The sequence below is a fragment of the Pseudarthrobacter sp. YAF2 genome (assembly GCF_052113345.1).
GTDB lineage: Bacteria > Actinomycetota > Actinomycetes > Actinomycetales > Micrococcaceae > Arthrobacter.
Map to the genome: position 1 here is coordinate 23026 of NZ_JBFRDA010000023.1, position 13189 is coordinate 36214.

Sequence of the window (13189 nt, forward strand, 5' to 3'; positions counted from 1 at the left end):
GGGTCAAATCATTTCTCCGGCGGATTGCCGGGTGTTCAGAGATTGAAAGTACGCGGCGCGGCGTGCCGATTGAAGGGCTGGATCCGCTACCGGCGCTGCGAGCAGGAGTTGCTGCGTATACGGATGCCGGGGGTTGGAGGAGACTTCGCCGGCTGTCCCGCTCTCGATAATTTTTCCGCCGCGCATGACGGCAATGCGGTGGCTCATGACCCGGACAACCGATAAGTCGTGGGAAATGAACAGGTATGAAACGCCGGTGCGCTCCTGAACTTCAAGAAAGAGTTGAAGGACCAGGGCTTGTGTCGTCAGGTCCAGGGCCGAGACAGGTTCGTCGCAGACGATGAGGCGTGGTTCAAGAACGAGTGCACGCGCGATGGCGATGCGTTGTCGCTGCCCGCCGGAGAATTCGCGTGGAAGCCGCTGGATCGCGTTGAACGGAAGCCGGACAAGGTCCAGCGCTTCCGCTATCCGTGCATTTGCATCACTCCGGCTGACGTTACGCACCCGCAACGGCTCGGCAAGAGTCTCACCGACTGTCAGCGACGGGCTGAGCGAGGAGTAAGGGTCCTGGAAAACGACCTGAATCCCTGATGCAAGCTTTCGGCGTTCTTGAGCGCTGGCCTGGGCGAGGTCACGCCCGTCGAAGAGGATCTTTCCTCCGCTGACGGGTGCAAGTCCGAGGAGGGCCCGTCCGAGCGTCGACTTTCCGGAACCGGATTCACCGACCAAGCCGACGGTCTCACCTTCACGGACGTCAAGTGATACCCGATGCAAGGCCTGGAAAGGGGGCCTTCGCCAACCACGCCGGGGATATGTGACCGAGACATCCTGAATATCCAGCAAACTCATTGCCGTGCCTCCGTTTTCGATGACCAGGGCTGGCGAGTGGGTGCGTGATCAAGAACTGCCTCGAACAGTCCCCGGGTGTAGGGATGCTTCGGGCTGGCGAACACGTCGGCAACCGTTCCGGACTCGACAACGGTTCCGGCGCGCATGACCGAGACCCGGTCGGCGAGGTCCGCGACCACACCGAAGTTGTGGGTGACCAGCAAGACTGCGACCTGCAGGTCGGTTTGGATCTCACGCAGAAGCTCGAGCACTTCCGCCTGGACGGTGACGTCAAGCGCCGTGGTGGGTTCATCGGCAATGATCAACGCCGGGTTGCAGGAGACCGCTCCGGCGATCAGGATTCGTTGCGCCATTCCGCCGGAAATCTGGTGCGGGTAGGAGTCCATCGTTCGTTCCGGGTTGGCGATACCTACCCGATCCAGCAGTTCCAGCGCCCGCCGCCGCGCCTGGTCTTTGGACAGCCCTCCGACCACCCGCATGGGCTCGATGAGCTGGAAGCCTATGGTGTAGGACGGGTCCAGATTGGAAAGAGGCTCCTGCGGGATGTAGGCAATGCGCCGACCCCGCAGTTTCCCAAGCTCCTCAGCACTCTTCGACGTTAGTTCCTCCCCGTCGAGCTGAATCGACCCGGACACCACGCTTCCGCCCTCCGGCAGGAGCCCCAACGTGGCCCATGCGGTCTGTGTCTTACCTGAACCGGACTCGCCTATAAGGGCGTGGACTTCGCCGGAAGCGATGCTGAGGGAGACTCCATCAACCACCGTCGTCCATTGGTTCTCTGACGGGTACGCCACGGCAAGGTCGGTGATTTTCAGCAGGGGCGGATCAGCGGCGGGATCCCCGTGGACGATCGGTGCGGCCGGGCGCGGCTGGGGCTGTTCCCACGCAGCGCGGGCCCGGGATGCGCGGTCCCCGGTGAATTCGAGTTCATCCCGCAGCGCCGTACCCAGCAGGGTCAGCGCGATGCAAGTTATGCCGATGGCCAGGCTGGGCCAGAGCATCAGCGAAGGGGCGCGGAAAATGTTGTAGAAACCCTCCCCCAGCATTCCGCCCCAGGTTGGCAGGGAAGGGTCGCCAAGGCCAAGAAAGTCCAGGATGGCCTGGATCCCGACGCCGACTGCGAAGATGCCGGCCACCAGGAGGATAGCGGGGGCACGGACGGCTGTGAGGACGTGGCGGCCGATAATCCGGGCATCACTCAGGCCGGCGACTTTCGCTGCGTCAATATAGAGTTCTTCGCGCACGGCCCGCACCGAGCCGGAAACAACGCGGTAAAACGAGGGCGAAATGAGCACACCGAGAACTGCCATCACCAGCCACATGGAGGGGCCAACCACGGCCCGGACAGCAAGCAGGACAACAAGTGCCGGCAGAGCCATCAGGAGTCCGGAAACCCAGGCCGCGGCCGTGTCGAACCAGCCACCGTAGTAACCGGCGACCAGGCCCGCCGGGATGCCAACGAGGGCAGCAATGACCACGGTCAGCAGCGCCCCGGCAAGACTGACAGAACTGGCAACTATGAGGCGTGAAAACACGTCACGGCCGGCACTGTCGCTGCCGAGGAAGTGCCCGTTACCCGCGCCGGCGAGGACGTTGGATAATTTTGCATCGTTGGGATCAAAAGGAACCAGGAATGGACCCACGATTGCGACCAGCGCCAGCAGTGCCAGATAGGCGATGGCGATCATGCCGATGGGGTTACCCATGAGCCTGCTGAAGAGCCCGCGCCGCAGCGGCGCTGGTTCTTTGGGGATGGGAAGAGCTTGTGCTTCGACTTCGCTCATGAGAGTCGCACCTTGGGGTTGAGCCAGCCTTGCAGTAGGTCGATGGCGAGATTTACGAGAACAACGAGGATGGCGGTGACGATGACGACGCCCATGACGACCGGAAGGTCCCCCTGGGTGGTGGCCTTCACTGCTGCCTGTCCGATTCCTGGGAGCGAGAAGACCTGTTCGATGATCACGGCGCCGCCGAAGACAATCACGAACTGAAGCCCAAGAACGCCAAGCGCTGGCCCTGCTGCGTTCCGCAGGACGTGGCCGTAGACCACCCTGCGCGTGGGAAGGCCACGGGAGCGAAGGGTGCGTACGTAGTCCATTCTGAGCACGTCGATCATCGAGCCGCGGACCTGCTGGGCCACCCCGGCTGTCGCCCCGATCGCAAGGGCGATGATCGGCAGGGTCACAGTCGACAACCAACCGGTGATGGACTTCGAAGCGGAGATGTAGCCGGTGGCCGGCAGCCATCGCAGCATCAGGCCGAAAACCGTGGCCAGGGCAAGGGCGAAGAGAAACCCGGGCACGGCAGCGGCGATAACCGACCCGACCTGAATGGTACGGTCGAGCCAGCCACGCCGTCCGGCTGCGAGGGCGCCCAGCAGGACCGCCAGCAGCCCCGATACCAGCGTGGCGCCGATAGTGATCGAAAGAGTCACCGGAACCCGCACCGCGAGCGTTTGCACTACCGGTTCCCCGGAGAACCACGACCGGCCAAGATCGCCGGCCATAACGTGCCCCAGCCAATCACCGAACTGTATGATCAGCGGTTTGTCGATGCCGAGCTCGGCGGCTTTCCGAGCTACGATCTCGGCAGACGCCGACTGGCCAACGATGTTGCGTGCAGTGTCCGTCGCTCCCACGTAAAGCAGAAAGAACGCAAGTACGCAGAGGGTCGCGACTGTGACGATGCCGGCTCCAAGCCGACGAAGGATGAAAGCAATCATGAGGGTCCCGTCCGGGTTGGGGCTGCGTGAATCACGCCGCCCCAACCGATCATTTCTTGGGCTCGATGTTCCAGAGATACGGCGCGATGTTGTCCTTCTGCATCACGACTTTCGTGTCGGCATCGCTGAAGAATGCACTCTGAAGACGGTAGCTCGGTGCGAACCATGCTTGGTCCACGAGCCATTCGTTGACCTGCTTCGCCACAGCAGTAGCTTCCTCGCCCTCTGCAGTCTGCAGTTTCGCGGCCAGCGCCGCCAACTCGGGGTTGGTGACGTGGAACGGGTTCCAGGTAGCCGACGGCAGTACGGCGAACTGCAGGGTTTGCCACGCCGTCGGGTCAGACTGCAGCTGGAACGGGAACGCCGACCAGGTGCCGCCAAGCATCTTCGGGAAAAGATCATCTCCGGTCTGCTCCCACTGGACCTTGATGCCGACGGCATTGAGCTGCTCAGCGTAGACAGCGAACTCGGATTCGGGCACGAAGTTGTTCCGCGGCATCACCAGGGTGAACCCATCCGGGTAGCCCGCATCAGCAAGAAGCTTTTTGGCCTTGTCGGGATCATACGGGTAGCGGTTGTCCAGGTCAGCGACATAGGCGTCGCTGCCGGCGGAAAAAATCTGGGTTGTCGGGGTGGCATAGCCGGCCGCGAGAGCCTGCACCAGGCCCTTCCGGTCAAGAGCGTGGTTAATGGCCTGGCGAACACGGACGTCGCCAAGGGCCGGATTTGTCTTTCCCTCCCTGTCAACCAGCAGGAACCCGGCCCAGTTCAACTCCGTGAGGTTGGCTTCGTAACCCGAAGCCTTCGCATCCGGGATCTGGGTAGGCGTGTTTGATGCGCTCACATCGAGCTGACCACTCTTGAGCGCATTGACAAGGGCAGTCGAATCGGGATAGACGTTCACCTCGATCTGGTCGTAACGGACAGACTCAGGATCCCAATAATCGGCCTTCTTTTTGAAGACGTACTTCGATCCCACGACAGACTCGTCCTTGCTGAGTTCATACGGGCCCGAGCCGACCGGAGATGTCTTCGCGTCAGGCGAGTTCCACATGGAAGGGCTTCCGATGATGCCGGCATTCTGCGACAGGTAAACGAGGAACGCCGGATCGGGCTCCGACAGCGTCAGGACGAGAGTATGCGCGTCGGTTGCCTGCGCCGTCTTCAGTGCACGCAGGAATGAGGCGTTGTCGCTGGTGCCATCACGGAACCGGGTGAGGTCCCCCGCGGCCACGTCAGCGGTAAGGGCCTGGCCGTCGCTGAACTTCACGTCGTCACGCAATTTCAGGGTGAGCTCGGTCCGCGTCTGGTCCCACTCCCACGAAGTCGCCAGGCCGGGCTTGATATTGCCGTCCGGGTCTTCCCGAAGAAGCGTGTCATAGACCGGCTGAAGGTAGGCGACATCGCCCGCCCAGCGGGCTTCCCACGGGGCAAAAGACTTCAGCGCGGCCGCCGACCCGTAACGGAGGGTGGTCTGCTGCTCTGCAGAACCTCCCCCGCTGCCGGCTCCTCCGGTGCAGGCAGAGAGGGCAAGAGCGCATGAAAGCCCCACCCCCACAGCCCAAAGCTTGCTTGTGTTGTGCTTCATTGCACGTCCTTTCGACGTTAAGAAGGTGATCGGTGTGACGCCCGATACATCGACGGTAACACAAAAAGCGGATGATCATCCGGTTTTTGTCGAAAAATTGATATTGTCAGGGGATGAGTACCAAAACGCCCCGGCGCGGGGAGTACGCGAAAACTGCACAACGGCGGCAGCAGATCGTTGACGCCGCATCGGTCATCTTCGCGAAAGTAGGCTTTTTGAACGCTTCCCTGGGCGAGATAGCCTCCCTGGCGGGCATGAGTGTCGCTGGTTTGAACCACCACTTCCCGACCAAAACCTTGTTGTTGGAAGCAGTCTTTGAACAGCGCGATGCTGAAGCGGAAACGTTTTTTGAGGGGGGCAAGGGACTGGCCTTGCTGCAGGGCCTGATCGATGTCGCTGAACGCGACCAAGCCAACCCCTCCGTTACACGCTTCTTCGCGATCATGTCAGCAGAGGCGACGGCAGGCGATCATCCAGCAAATGAATACTTCGGCAGGCGGTATGAGGCGATTCTCAGCCATGTGGAAGGGGCCTTTAGGGATGCGCAGGAGGAAGGCGCACTTCGTCCTGGAATCGAACCAATCGAAGCAGCGCGCGCATATGTAGCGCTGTCAGACGGCCTGCAGGTCCAAGGCCTCTACCAACCCGGCGCCTTCTCACTGCCCCAAATCACGCGAAAACTCCTCGAATCGTTCTTGATTCATCCTCTTTCGCCATGAGTCAAGCCCTTGGTAGCCTTCCCGCACTTGAATGTCCACAGTGCGCAAACGGCTGCTGCTCCCAACCGCCGGCAGATTATTGCGTCTACTTCGACTACACCCCAACCTGGCACAGGGCTGCTGCCGGCTCCTTGGAACAACTGGAATTGATCTAATTTTGCACCTGAGGTTAGGTCCGCCCGCCCACAGCCGGGGACGATTCTCATAGGTTATCCACCGCTACTGCTTCCAGGGAGCTACCCCAACGGCACCCATTCCAACCGTGGATCACCTGAATTGACCCCAGCCATGGACGGGCCAGAGTCGCCACCAGTTCCGACCACGCCGTTAAGCAAGCACGGGTTTGCCCGCCAGAGCAGGTTGACGCAATCACAATTATCGGCCTTAGTAGCAGGCCGTCGGAATCTTTGGCAACCATGCCCGGGCGGCGCGCAAGCTTTTACTGCATAGCAAGCAAGCTGACATCAGCGGGTTGAATGAAGGGCGTAAGAACGCCTCGAGCGAGGACGTGCAGGGGTGACCTATCGAGTGACCGCCGCGGCTGTCTCTTCGTCAGTATCAGGGCGGGCCGCCAGGGGCGTTTTGAGCTGATTTCTCACACGGCCCCTTTTCAAGTCGACCCATCGAAACAGCGGCCCCGAAGCTTCTCTTTTGATGTCCTTTAGCACGTCGCCGAGATCACCGTCCGGGTTGTCGATACAGTACGCCCGTATACGGCGGCGTGTTCCAAATGCTTCCTGTTCCAATGCCACCAGCGGGCCCACCGAGACGATGTTGTAGACCACGAACGTTGCGAGCATTGAGCCATTGTTTGAGGCAGCCATTTGGGCGCAGCCGGCGGCCACTCCAATCGAGACCATCACCCATGTCATGGTTGATGGAGGCGCCTGGATAATGGCTGCATGGCGAATTGCTTCCCTCCGGTGCCTCTCGGCAAACAGCTTATGCTCCGGGGTTCCGGGGGTGGCGAGGTCAGCCGTGTCTTTGGCTGTGCGCAAGCGACGAAGCGACCTGCCCCCAACCTTTTTCGGAACGGCATTAGAAATGTCAGAGATCTGTTTGGCTACCCACGCTGTCGTGGCTAAAGCGATGATCCAGGGGGTGTAGGCGGGGAAGGTCGCGAGCATCTCGTTCACGATCAGCATCCTACGGGGGTGACCCCACGTCGCATCAAGCGCAGGCCCGTAGCAAAGCGGCCGCGGCAAAAGGGCGGCGGGCACCGAGAGCCTGACCAGGTGCGTATACAGCTCAGTTGGTAGTCCGGTTCAAGAGAGCGGATGCAGGGCCCGGACCCTTCCTCGCCGAACGATTGCAGGCCGCTTCCCTCTGCCGCCTGGAAGCCTGTCCTCCGTTCGACTGCTGGGCTGGAACTGGGCCTGCTGTTCTGCCGGCTACGATGCTGCCGCGTAGCGCAACCAGTCGGTCTTGGTCGATGCGGCCCTCGATCTTATCAACCAGGAGGTCGATGGCAGTGCGGCCAATTTCGCTTACGGGCTGCTCGAAGGTCGTTAGTCCAATGAGAACGACCGAGTAGAAGTGGGCGCATGGACGGCTCCTTATCTCTAGGCCGGGTCAGCCTTCCCAGAATCATTGAGTTTGGCCTGGGGGAATGGGCTCTTCTGGCGCCCTCGCGTCGACTCTCTGACAATCAACTGCGGCGGAAACGTTAGCTGTTGGCTTGTTCCAGGTTCGGTCAGAATCAGCTCTGCCGCGGCAGAGCCCATCTCGACCGTCGGCTGGGATATCACCGTCAGTGGAGTGGAAAGGTACTCCGCCCAATCGAAGTCGTCGAACCCAAGAATCGCCACATCGTCTGGTACGTGGAGGCCCGTCCGGGTGAGGGCTTCGTAGGCGCGGAAGGTGGCGACACCTGTTGTCGCTACTACGGAATCAATGGCGCCGCTTGCGAAGCCGTCACGGATGCGTTCCACGAGCTCGTCGCTTACTTTATCGAGGGACGATAGTCCGAAGGTGTTGCCGGAGTTTAGTTCCACACCAACCTCGCGTGCCGCATCAAAGAACCCCGCCGTCCGCTCTCGGGTAGTGTCCCGTTGCGGTGACAGATTCACGAGTAGAGGGCGTGTGCGCCCAATGTTGGACATGTGCTCCCAGGCAAGGCGTCCCGCAGCGACGTTATCAAGACGAATGCTATGGATTCGCGGATGGTCCACGGTGGGCCGGCGAGTGATGTAGACGCACTCAGTTCCAGATTGCGCCATTGCCAGAATGATGTCGTCATTGTCCTGGGCGGCAGTGATTAGGCCCCGGACTCTGTGGGAGTCCATGAGCGACAGAATGCGCCGGTCCTGTGCATTGTCCCGATTGCCTGCAGCGAGATAAGCCAGTGTGTCTGATGCGTTGGCAATTCGGGAGATTCCCTCGATCAGACCAACGTAGTAGCGGCTCCTCATGTCGGCAAAGAGAACCCCGATGGTGTTGGAGCGGCCTGCAAAAACTGCCCTGGTCAAATCACTGGGCCGATAATTCAGGGCCTCGACTGCGGCTTGCACTCGTTCCCGCGTGGTTTCTGTTACGGGTGACACTCCGCTCAGAACGCGGGAAACGGTGGCGGTAGACACACCAGCCAATTCGGCTACAGCGGCGATTGTCGTCCTGCGCGGTCGGCTCACGGTCGTACGATACCACTCGCGTCCATGGCCGCTGGTCGCACCGTCATTTAAGCCCGTACCTGTGGACATGCCCTTGCCTTCCCTTTGAGGAGAATGTCACGATGTAACTGGTTACATCATAGCCCCGGGTCGTCATCCCCGACGGCAACCACGACCCAATCGCTACTCGCTGTTGTGACGCCAGGCACAAAAAAGCCTTGCTTAAGCTTCAATGAAAGTGCAAGATGTAACTAGTTACATCTCCTCGACCACATACCTCGCTTCGCTCCGGTGTTGCGCGGCCCGGGGAACGATCTCGTGAGGAACAACTATGGACGTAAAAATTAGGGACCTGTCGTTGACGTACGGGCCCTTCCAAGCAGTCAAGCAACTGAGCCTTGATATCGCCGACGGCGAATCCCTGGTCTTGCTTGGGCAATCAGGGTGTGGCAAGACCAGCACCATGCGATGTGTCGCTGGTCTGGAAGACCCGAGTGCAGGGACGATCAGCATAGGTGGCACAACGGTCTTCGACGCACGAACGGGCCGGAACGTCACCTCCAACAAGCGAAACGTTGGAATGGTGTTCCAGTCCTATGCAGTCTGGCCCCACATGACTGTGCTTGAAAACGTGTCATTCCCGCTTCGGATGAAGGGCAGGCCCAAGAACCAAATCCGCGCCAAGGCCCTGGAGACTCTGGAGCTTGTGGGGCTGGATCACTTGGCGGATAAGGGGGCGAGTTTGCTCTCCGGTGGACAGATGCAGAGGGTCGCACTCGCACGGAGTTTGGCCATGGAGCCCAGCGTAATGCTGCTCGATGAGCCCTTGTCGAATCTCGATGCCCGTCTTCGCGAGGATCTGCGCGTGGAACTGCGGAGGCTACAGCTGGAACTGGGGCTGACTTCTATTTACGTCACCCACGACCAGGGTGAGGCTTTAGCGCTCGGCGATCGGATCGCTATCATGCAGCACGGCCGCATCACCCAGTTGGCCTCGCCTGTCGATACCTACAGCAAGCCGGCTTCGGCGTCCATCGCCAAGTTCCTCGGGATGGCTAACATATTCCGGATTGATAGGCCCCTGGAGAAGCATCACCGGGTCAAACTCGCCGATTATGAACTCCAAATCACGACCGCGTTGCCAATGCCGCCCGTCGGAGAAGACCTGAGTGTATGCATTCGTCCCGAGCACGTGCAGCTGCACACCAGGCCTTCTGCTGATGCTGTGAATTCTTGGGCCGGAACGGTCGCTGTCAGCATCTTCCAGGGCTCGTTCACTCGGTGGACTGTGCGCTTGGACGCTGGTCCTTCACTCGAGATTGAGACCCGTGAGAGTGCCGGGGCGACGCTGCACAAGGACGACCGTGTTTATGTCGAAATCGATCCCCGCAATGTCAGAGTACTTCCACAGGAGACAGACGCCGCCGATCAGGGGTATTCGGCAGGACAAGCCCGCGGGACATTGTCGCGCTCAGCGGATGACCCCACAGCCGCGGCATCACCCCAGGACCTGAACGGAACACATCGTGTCCCGGCCTCCGGGAAGGCTTAAACCATGACTGCGCCAACCGAACTGTTTAACAGCCCGGCGCCGATTGTTCCCTCAGCGGGAGGCCGGCCAAAACGTGGATATAAGAAATTGAGCCCCCGCCGAGGCATAGTAAGCGGACCAGTGCTTGTCGTTCTCGGCATCCTTATTGTTGTGCCCGCGGGACTCGTCCTCCTTGCAGCTTTCAGCACCGACGTCCCCCGACCTGGCAATATCAGCTGGAACCTGACGCTTCAGAACTTCTCGGTACTGCTCGAAGGCCAGACAATCAACGCCTTCTTCAACTCGATCCTGATAAGTACCCTCGCCACTGTTTTTGCGTGCTTTATTGGTGGTTCGCTCGCGTTCCTGGCAGCACGAACCGACATCCCGATGCCGCGTTTCATCTATCTCATCGGGCTGATGCCAATCTTCCTGCCCTCCTACACGGGCGCACTTTCGTGGTCGATCCTTGGGAGCCCTACTGCCGGATTACTCAACATCGCCCAGCGTGACATGGGAACTTCGGTGCCGCTAAACATGTACAGCATCGGTGGAGTGGTCTTTGTTTTCGCTCTCTATTACTCGCCTTACACCTTCCTCATGGTGCATGGAGCCATGTCCATGATGAGCCCTGACCTGGAAGAAGCTGCTCGTGTCCACGGTGCCACACAGAATCGCATGCAGCGACTGATTTCCTTCCCGCTCGCCATGCCAGCACTGCTTGGGTCGGCTCTTCTGACCTTCATTCTTGTGTTCGAAAACTTCCCGGTGTCGCAGGTACTTGCAACTCCCGGCGGCATCGACACGCTTCCTACCTTGATCTATCGACTGCTCAACACCAGCCCCTCCAGGGGAAATGAGAGCGCGGCCATCGCGATCGTTCTGGTCGCCGTTGTTCTACTAGTCACCGCGTTGCAGCGCAGGATGCTCGCTAAACGGTCCTACACCACCGTCAGCGGCAAGGGGGTACGGCAAAAGAAGGTCATCCTTGGCCGGTACCGCATTCCGGCGCTCGTGCTTGCGCTTCTGTTCTTTTTCTTGTCGGTCGTCCTTCCGGTGCTGGCCCTAGTAGTGGTGGCTGCTCAAAAGAGTCGCTATCTCACAAGCCTTAGCCAACTCACGAAGCCGGGAAGTTGGGATTTCAGTTCTTTCGCCGGCGTCCTTGGATCCTCACGTTTCCTGGGATCTGCTGCCAACAGCTTGGTCGTAGGGTTGTTCGCCGCCTCCGCGGGCGTGGTCCTCGCCTTCATCTGCGGATATCTCGTTTACCGTTCCAAGGCTGCCGGGCGTCTCGCCATTGAAGGTACCTCCATGGTCCCCTTGGCTATTCCATCCATCGTGCTCGGTATGGGGCTTCTCTGGACCTGGCTGATCATGCCCGTGCCGTTGTATGGCACTTTGGCAGTCCTGGTGATCGCCTTCATGGCGGTACAGTCCCCGCAAGGTTTCCGTGGCATTGCGGCATCCATCCTGGCTACAGATCGCGACCTTGAGGATTCCGCTGTCATGCTTGGTGCTTCGCGTCCGCGAGCAGTGATGGCAGTTACGGTCCCGCTCATGAAGATTGGTCTTCTTTCCACTTTCTTGCTGCTTCTCATGCTGAGCATGCGGGAACTTACCGTGCCACTTTTCCTCTCAACCCGCAGTACCGAAATCCTCTCAGTGACCATCTACGAAGCCTTTGAGACTGGCGGCGCCCTTCAAGAAGCGGCCGCTATGAGTGTGGTCTACATGGCCCTGATGTTTGTCCTGTCTTATATTCCCCGTCGTCTCTCGGAGCGATAACTCCCTGCGAGTTCCGCCCGTATCTGCACGTCATCCAGAAAGAACGATCATGAAAATATCACGCATGAAGTCCCTGACGGCCATTATCGGCGCATCTGCACTCTTGCTCACCGGTTGCGGATCAGCGGGCGATCCGTCCAACAAAGTATTGGAGTCAGCCACCGTGGATGACTCCAGCGGACTCGTCATAGACGGCGAGAAAGTCGCCAGTGCAGATCTGCTTGATGCAGCCCGGAAGGGCAGCGTGTCCTGGGTAACCTCGTCCAGTGCCGATACCGCCAACCTTACGGCTGAACGATTCAAGGCCGAGACCGGCGTCGACATCAAAGTGGACAGACTTCCGGCGACAAAGCTCAACGAACGTGTCCTGAGCGAAGCGGGAGTAGGACGTCTTTCAAATGACGTCATCACGATGGGCGATCCGCGGTTTGCGGCAGAACTGGCAACGAAGAACGTCTTTGTGCCTTACACGGCCGAACCAAAGTACAAGGATCTGGCAGCCATGCCCAATGTCGTGTGGGCCGACGGAAAGTACGTCACCGCCTACTACACCGTCGCGGCCATCGTGTACAACAATCAAGCTGTCAAACCCGAAGATGCCCCCAAGAGCTGGAACGACCTGTTGGACCCCAAGTGGCAGGGCAAGGTGGGCGTGGTCAGCGCTGGAGCAGGCGGTGCAGCTCAAGGACTCGCCGCGTTCCAGGAAAAGGAATTTGGAGCTGGGTACTGGACAAAATTCGCCAACCAGAAGCCGCGCATTTTTGATGCATCCTCGGTGCAGCTGGACGCACTCGCTCGGGGCGAAATTACCGTCGCTCCTGTCGCCGGCATAAATACAGCCCTGGCAGCCCAGAAGGGCGGAGCACCAATCAAGGTCGTAGTGCCCGCGGAAGGTGTGTCCGGAACGCTGAACCTGCAAGGACTGACCACGACCGGGAAAGACAACCCTGCAGCCCAACTGTTCATGAACTGGACGATGTCCGCATCCGGCCAAAAGTTCGCTGCCGCCCAAGGCTTCGTAAGTTCAAGGACTGACATCAAGCAGGCAGCCACTGGCGATTTCCAACTTCCCGGAGCCGGCGACAAGACCTTCGTTCTCTACAGCGCCGACGAGGCCGAAAAACGAGGCAAAGACGTTATCAATCGATGGAATGCTGCACTGGGAGTGACCGGCTAGCACCGAAGAGCGAGCACCCACAGCCTGCTGCGGACCCCGTCCGACAACCCTCGGGCACCAAGCCCAGCCCTCGGCCCAACTGGCTGAATAACCCCACCCTCAGCGTCACCTTCCGTTTGAACACAAGACCGCACCGCATCCGCCCCGGCAGCCCAACAGCAGTCGAGACCGTGCGCGTCCAAGGGATCAGCGTTCAAAAGATTCAACAA

Annotated in this window: 10 protein-coding genes; 4 read left to right on the top strand and 6 right to left on the bottom strand. The window is 59.9% G+C overall.

All coding sequences use genetic code 11. The annotated features are described in order from the left end of the window. Nucleotides 1-3: 3 nt before the first annotated feature. From AB4Y79_RS19790 to AB4Y79_RS19805, 4 genes are read right to left on the bottom strand one after another with little or no spacing between them, the layout of a single operon-like run. Nucleotides 4-849, bottom strand: a complete 846-nt coding sequence (locus tag AB4Y79_RS19790; protein ID WP_223995439.1) for an ATP-binding cassette domain-containing protein — start codon at nucleotides 847-849, stop codon at nucleotides 4-6. Continuing rightward, entirely contained in the window at nucleotides 846-2633 is a 1788-nt protein-coding gene (locus tag AB4Y79_RS19795; protein ID WP_223995431.1) for a dipeptide/oligopeptide/nickel ABC transporter permease/ATP-binding protein, read from the bottom strand. The genes AB4Y79_RS19790 and AB4Y79_RS19795 overlap by 4 nt, the downstream gene beginning before the upstream one ends. Next, a complete protein-coding gene (locus AB4Y79_RS19800; RefSeq protein ID WP_223995429.1) occupies nucleotides 2630-3571 on the bottom strand; it encodes an ABC transporter permease in 942 nt (313 codons plus the stop codon). Before AB4Y79_RS19800 ends, AB4Y79_RS19795 begins: the two co-directional genes overlap by 4 nt. 49 nt (nucleotides 3572-3620) lie before the next feature. After that, nucleotides 3621-5159 carry an ABC transporter substrate-binding protein gene (locus AB4Y79_RS19805; protein WP_223995426.1) on the bottom strand — a complete coding sequence of 513 codons (1539 nt, stop codon included), beginning with the start codon at nucleotides 5157-5159 and terminating at the stop codon, nucleotides 3621-3623. A 113-nt stretch (nucleotides 5160-5272) separates the two neighbouring features. On the opposite strand from AB4Y79_RS19805, the gene AB4Y79_RS19810 reads away from it, so the two are divergent. Next, on the top strand, nucleotides 5273-5878 hold the full coding sequence (locus AB4Y79_RS19810) for a TetR/AcrR family transcriptional regulator (protein ID WP_223995424.1): 606 nt from the start codon (nucleotides 5273-5275) through the stop codon (nucleotides 5876-5878). A 521-nt stretch (nucleotides 5879-6399) separates the two neighbouring features. On the opposite strand, the gene AB4Y79_RS19815 is transcribed toward AB4Y79_RS19810, so the two are convergent. Continuing rightward, a complete protein-coding gene (locus tag AB4Y79_RS19815; RefSeq protein WP_441865522.1) occupies nucleotides 6400-7014 on the bottom strand; it encodes a hypothetical protein in 615 nt (204 codons plus the stop codon). A 426-nt stretch (nucleotides 7015-7440) separates the two neighbouring features. Next, entirely contained in the window at nucleotides 7441-8577 is a 1137-nt protein-coding gene (locus AB4Y79_RS19820) for a LacI family DNA-binding transcriptional regulator (RefSeq protein ID WP_441865525.1), read from the bottom strand. Nucleotides 8578-8818: 241 nt separating this feature from the next. On the opposite strand from AB4Y79_RS19820, the gene AB4Y79_RS19825 reads away from it, so the two are divergent. The 3 genes from AB4Y79_RS19825 to AB4Y79_RS19835 all read left to right on the top strand — a co-directional run bounded on the left by AB4Y79_RS19825 (nucleotide 8819) and on the right by AB4Y79_RS19835 (nucleotide 12980). After that, nucleotides 8819-10039: an ABC transporter ATP-binding protein gene (locus AB4Y79_RS19825; RefSeq protein ID WP_441865528.1), complete on the top strand. Its 1221-nt coding sequence runs from the start codon at nucleotides 8819-8821 to the stop codon at nucleotides 10037-10039. Between the two features lie 3 nt (nucleotides 10040-10042). After that, on the top strand, nucleotides 10043-11803 hold the full coding sequence (locus AB4Y79_RS19830) for an ABC transporter permease (protein WP_441865530.1): 1761 nt from the start codon (nucleotides 10043-10045) through the stop codon (nucleotides 11801-11803). Between the two features lie 64 nt (nucleotides 11804-11867). Continuing rightward, nucleotides 11868-12980, top strand: a complete 1113-nt coding sequence (locus tag AB4Y79_RS19835; RefSeq protein WP_441865532.1) for an ABC transporter substrate-binding protein — start codon at nucleotides 11868-11870, stop codon at nucleotides 12978-12980. Nucleotides 12981-13189 lie beyond the last annotated feature (209 nt).

Bases quoted from the DNA above. Each gene is read 5' to 3' on its own strand.
- AB4Y79_RS19790 (WP_223995439.1), bottom strand. From the start codon at position 849: ATGAGTTTGCTGGATATTCAGGATGTCTCGGTCACATATCCCCGGCGT.
- AB4Y79_RS19795 (WP_223995431.1), bottom strand. From the start codon at position 2,633: ATGAGCGAAGTCGAAGCACAAGCTCTTCCCATCCCCAAAGAACCAGCG.
- AB4Y79_RS19800 (WP_223995429.1), bottom strand. From the start codon at position 3,571: ATGATTGCTTTCATCCTTCGTCGGCTTGGAGCCGGCATCGTCACAGTC.
- AB4Y79_RS19805 (WP_223995426.1), bottom strand. From the start codon at position 5,159: ATGAAGCACAACACAAGCAAGCTTTGGGCTGTGGGGGTGGGGCTTTCA.
- AB4Y79_RS19810 (WP_223995424.1), top strand. From the start codon at position 5,273: ATGAGTACCAAAACGCCCCGGCGCGGGGAGTACGCGAAAACTGCACAA.
- AB4Y79_RS19820 (WP_441865525.1), bottom strand. From the start codon at position 8,577: ATGTCCACAGGTACGGGCTTAAATGACGGTGCGACCAGCGGCCATGGA.
- AB4Y79_RS19825 (WP_441865528.1), top strand. From the start codon at position 8,819: ATGGACGTAAAAATTAGGGACCTGTCGTTGACGTACGGGCCCTTCCAA.
- AB4Y79_RS19830 (WP_441865530.1), top strand. From the start codon at position 10,043: ATGACTGCGCCAACCGAACTGTTTAACAGCCCGGCGCCGATTGTTCCC.
- AB4Y79_RS19835 (WP_441865532.1), top strand. From the start codon at position 11,868: ATGAAGTCCCTGACGGCCATTATCGGCGCATCTGCACTCTTGCTCACC.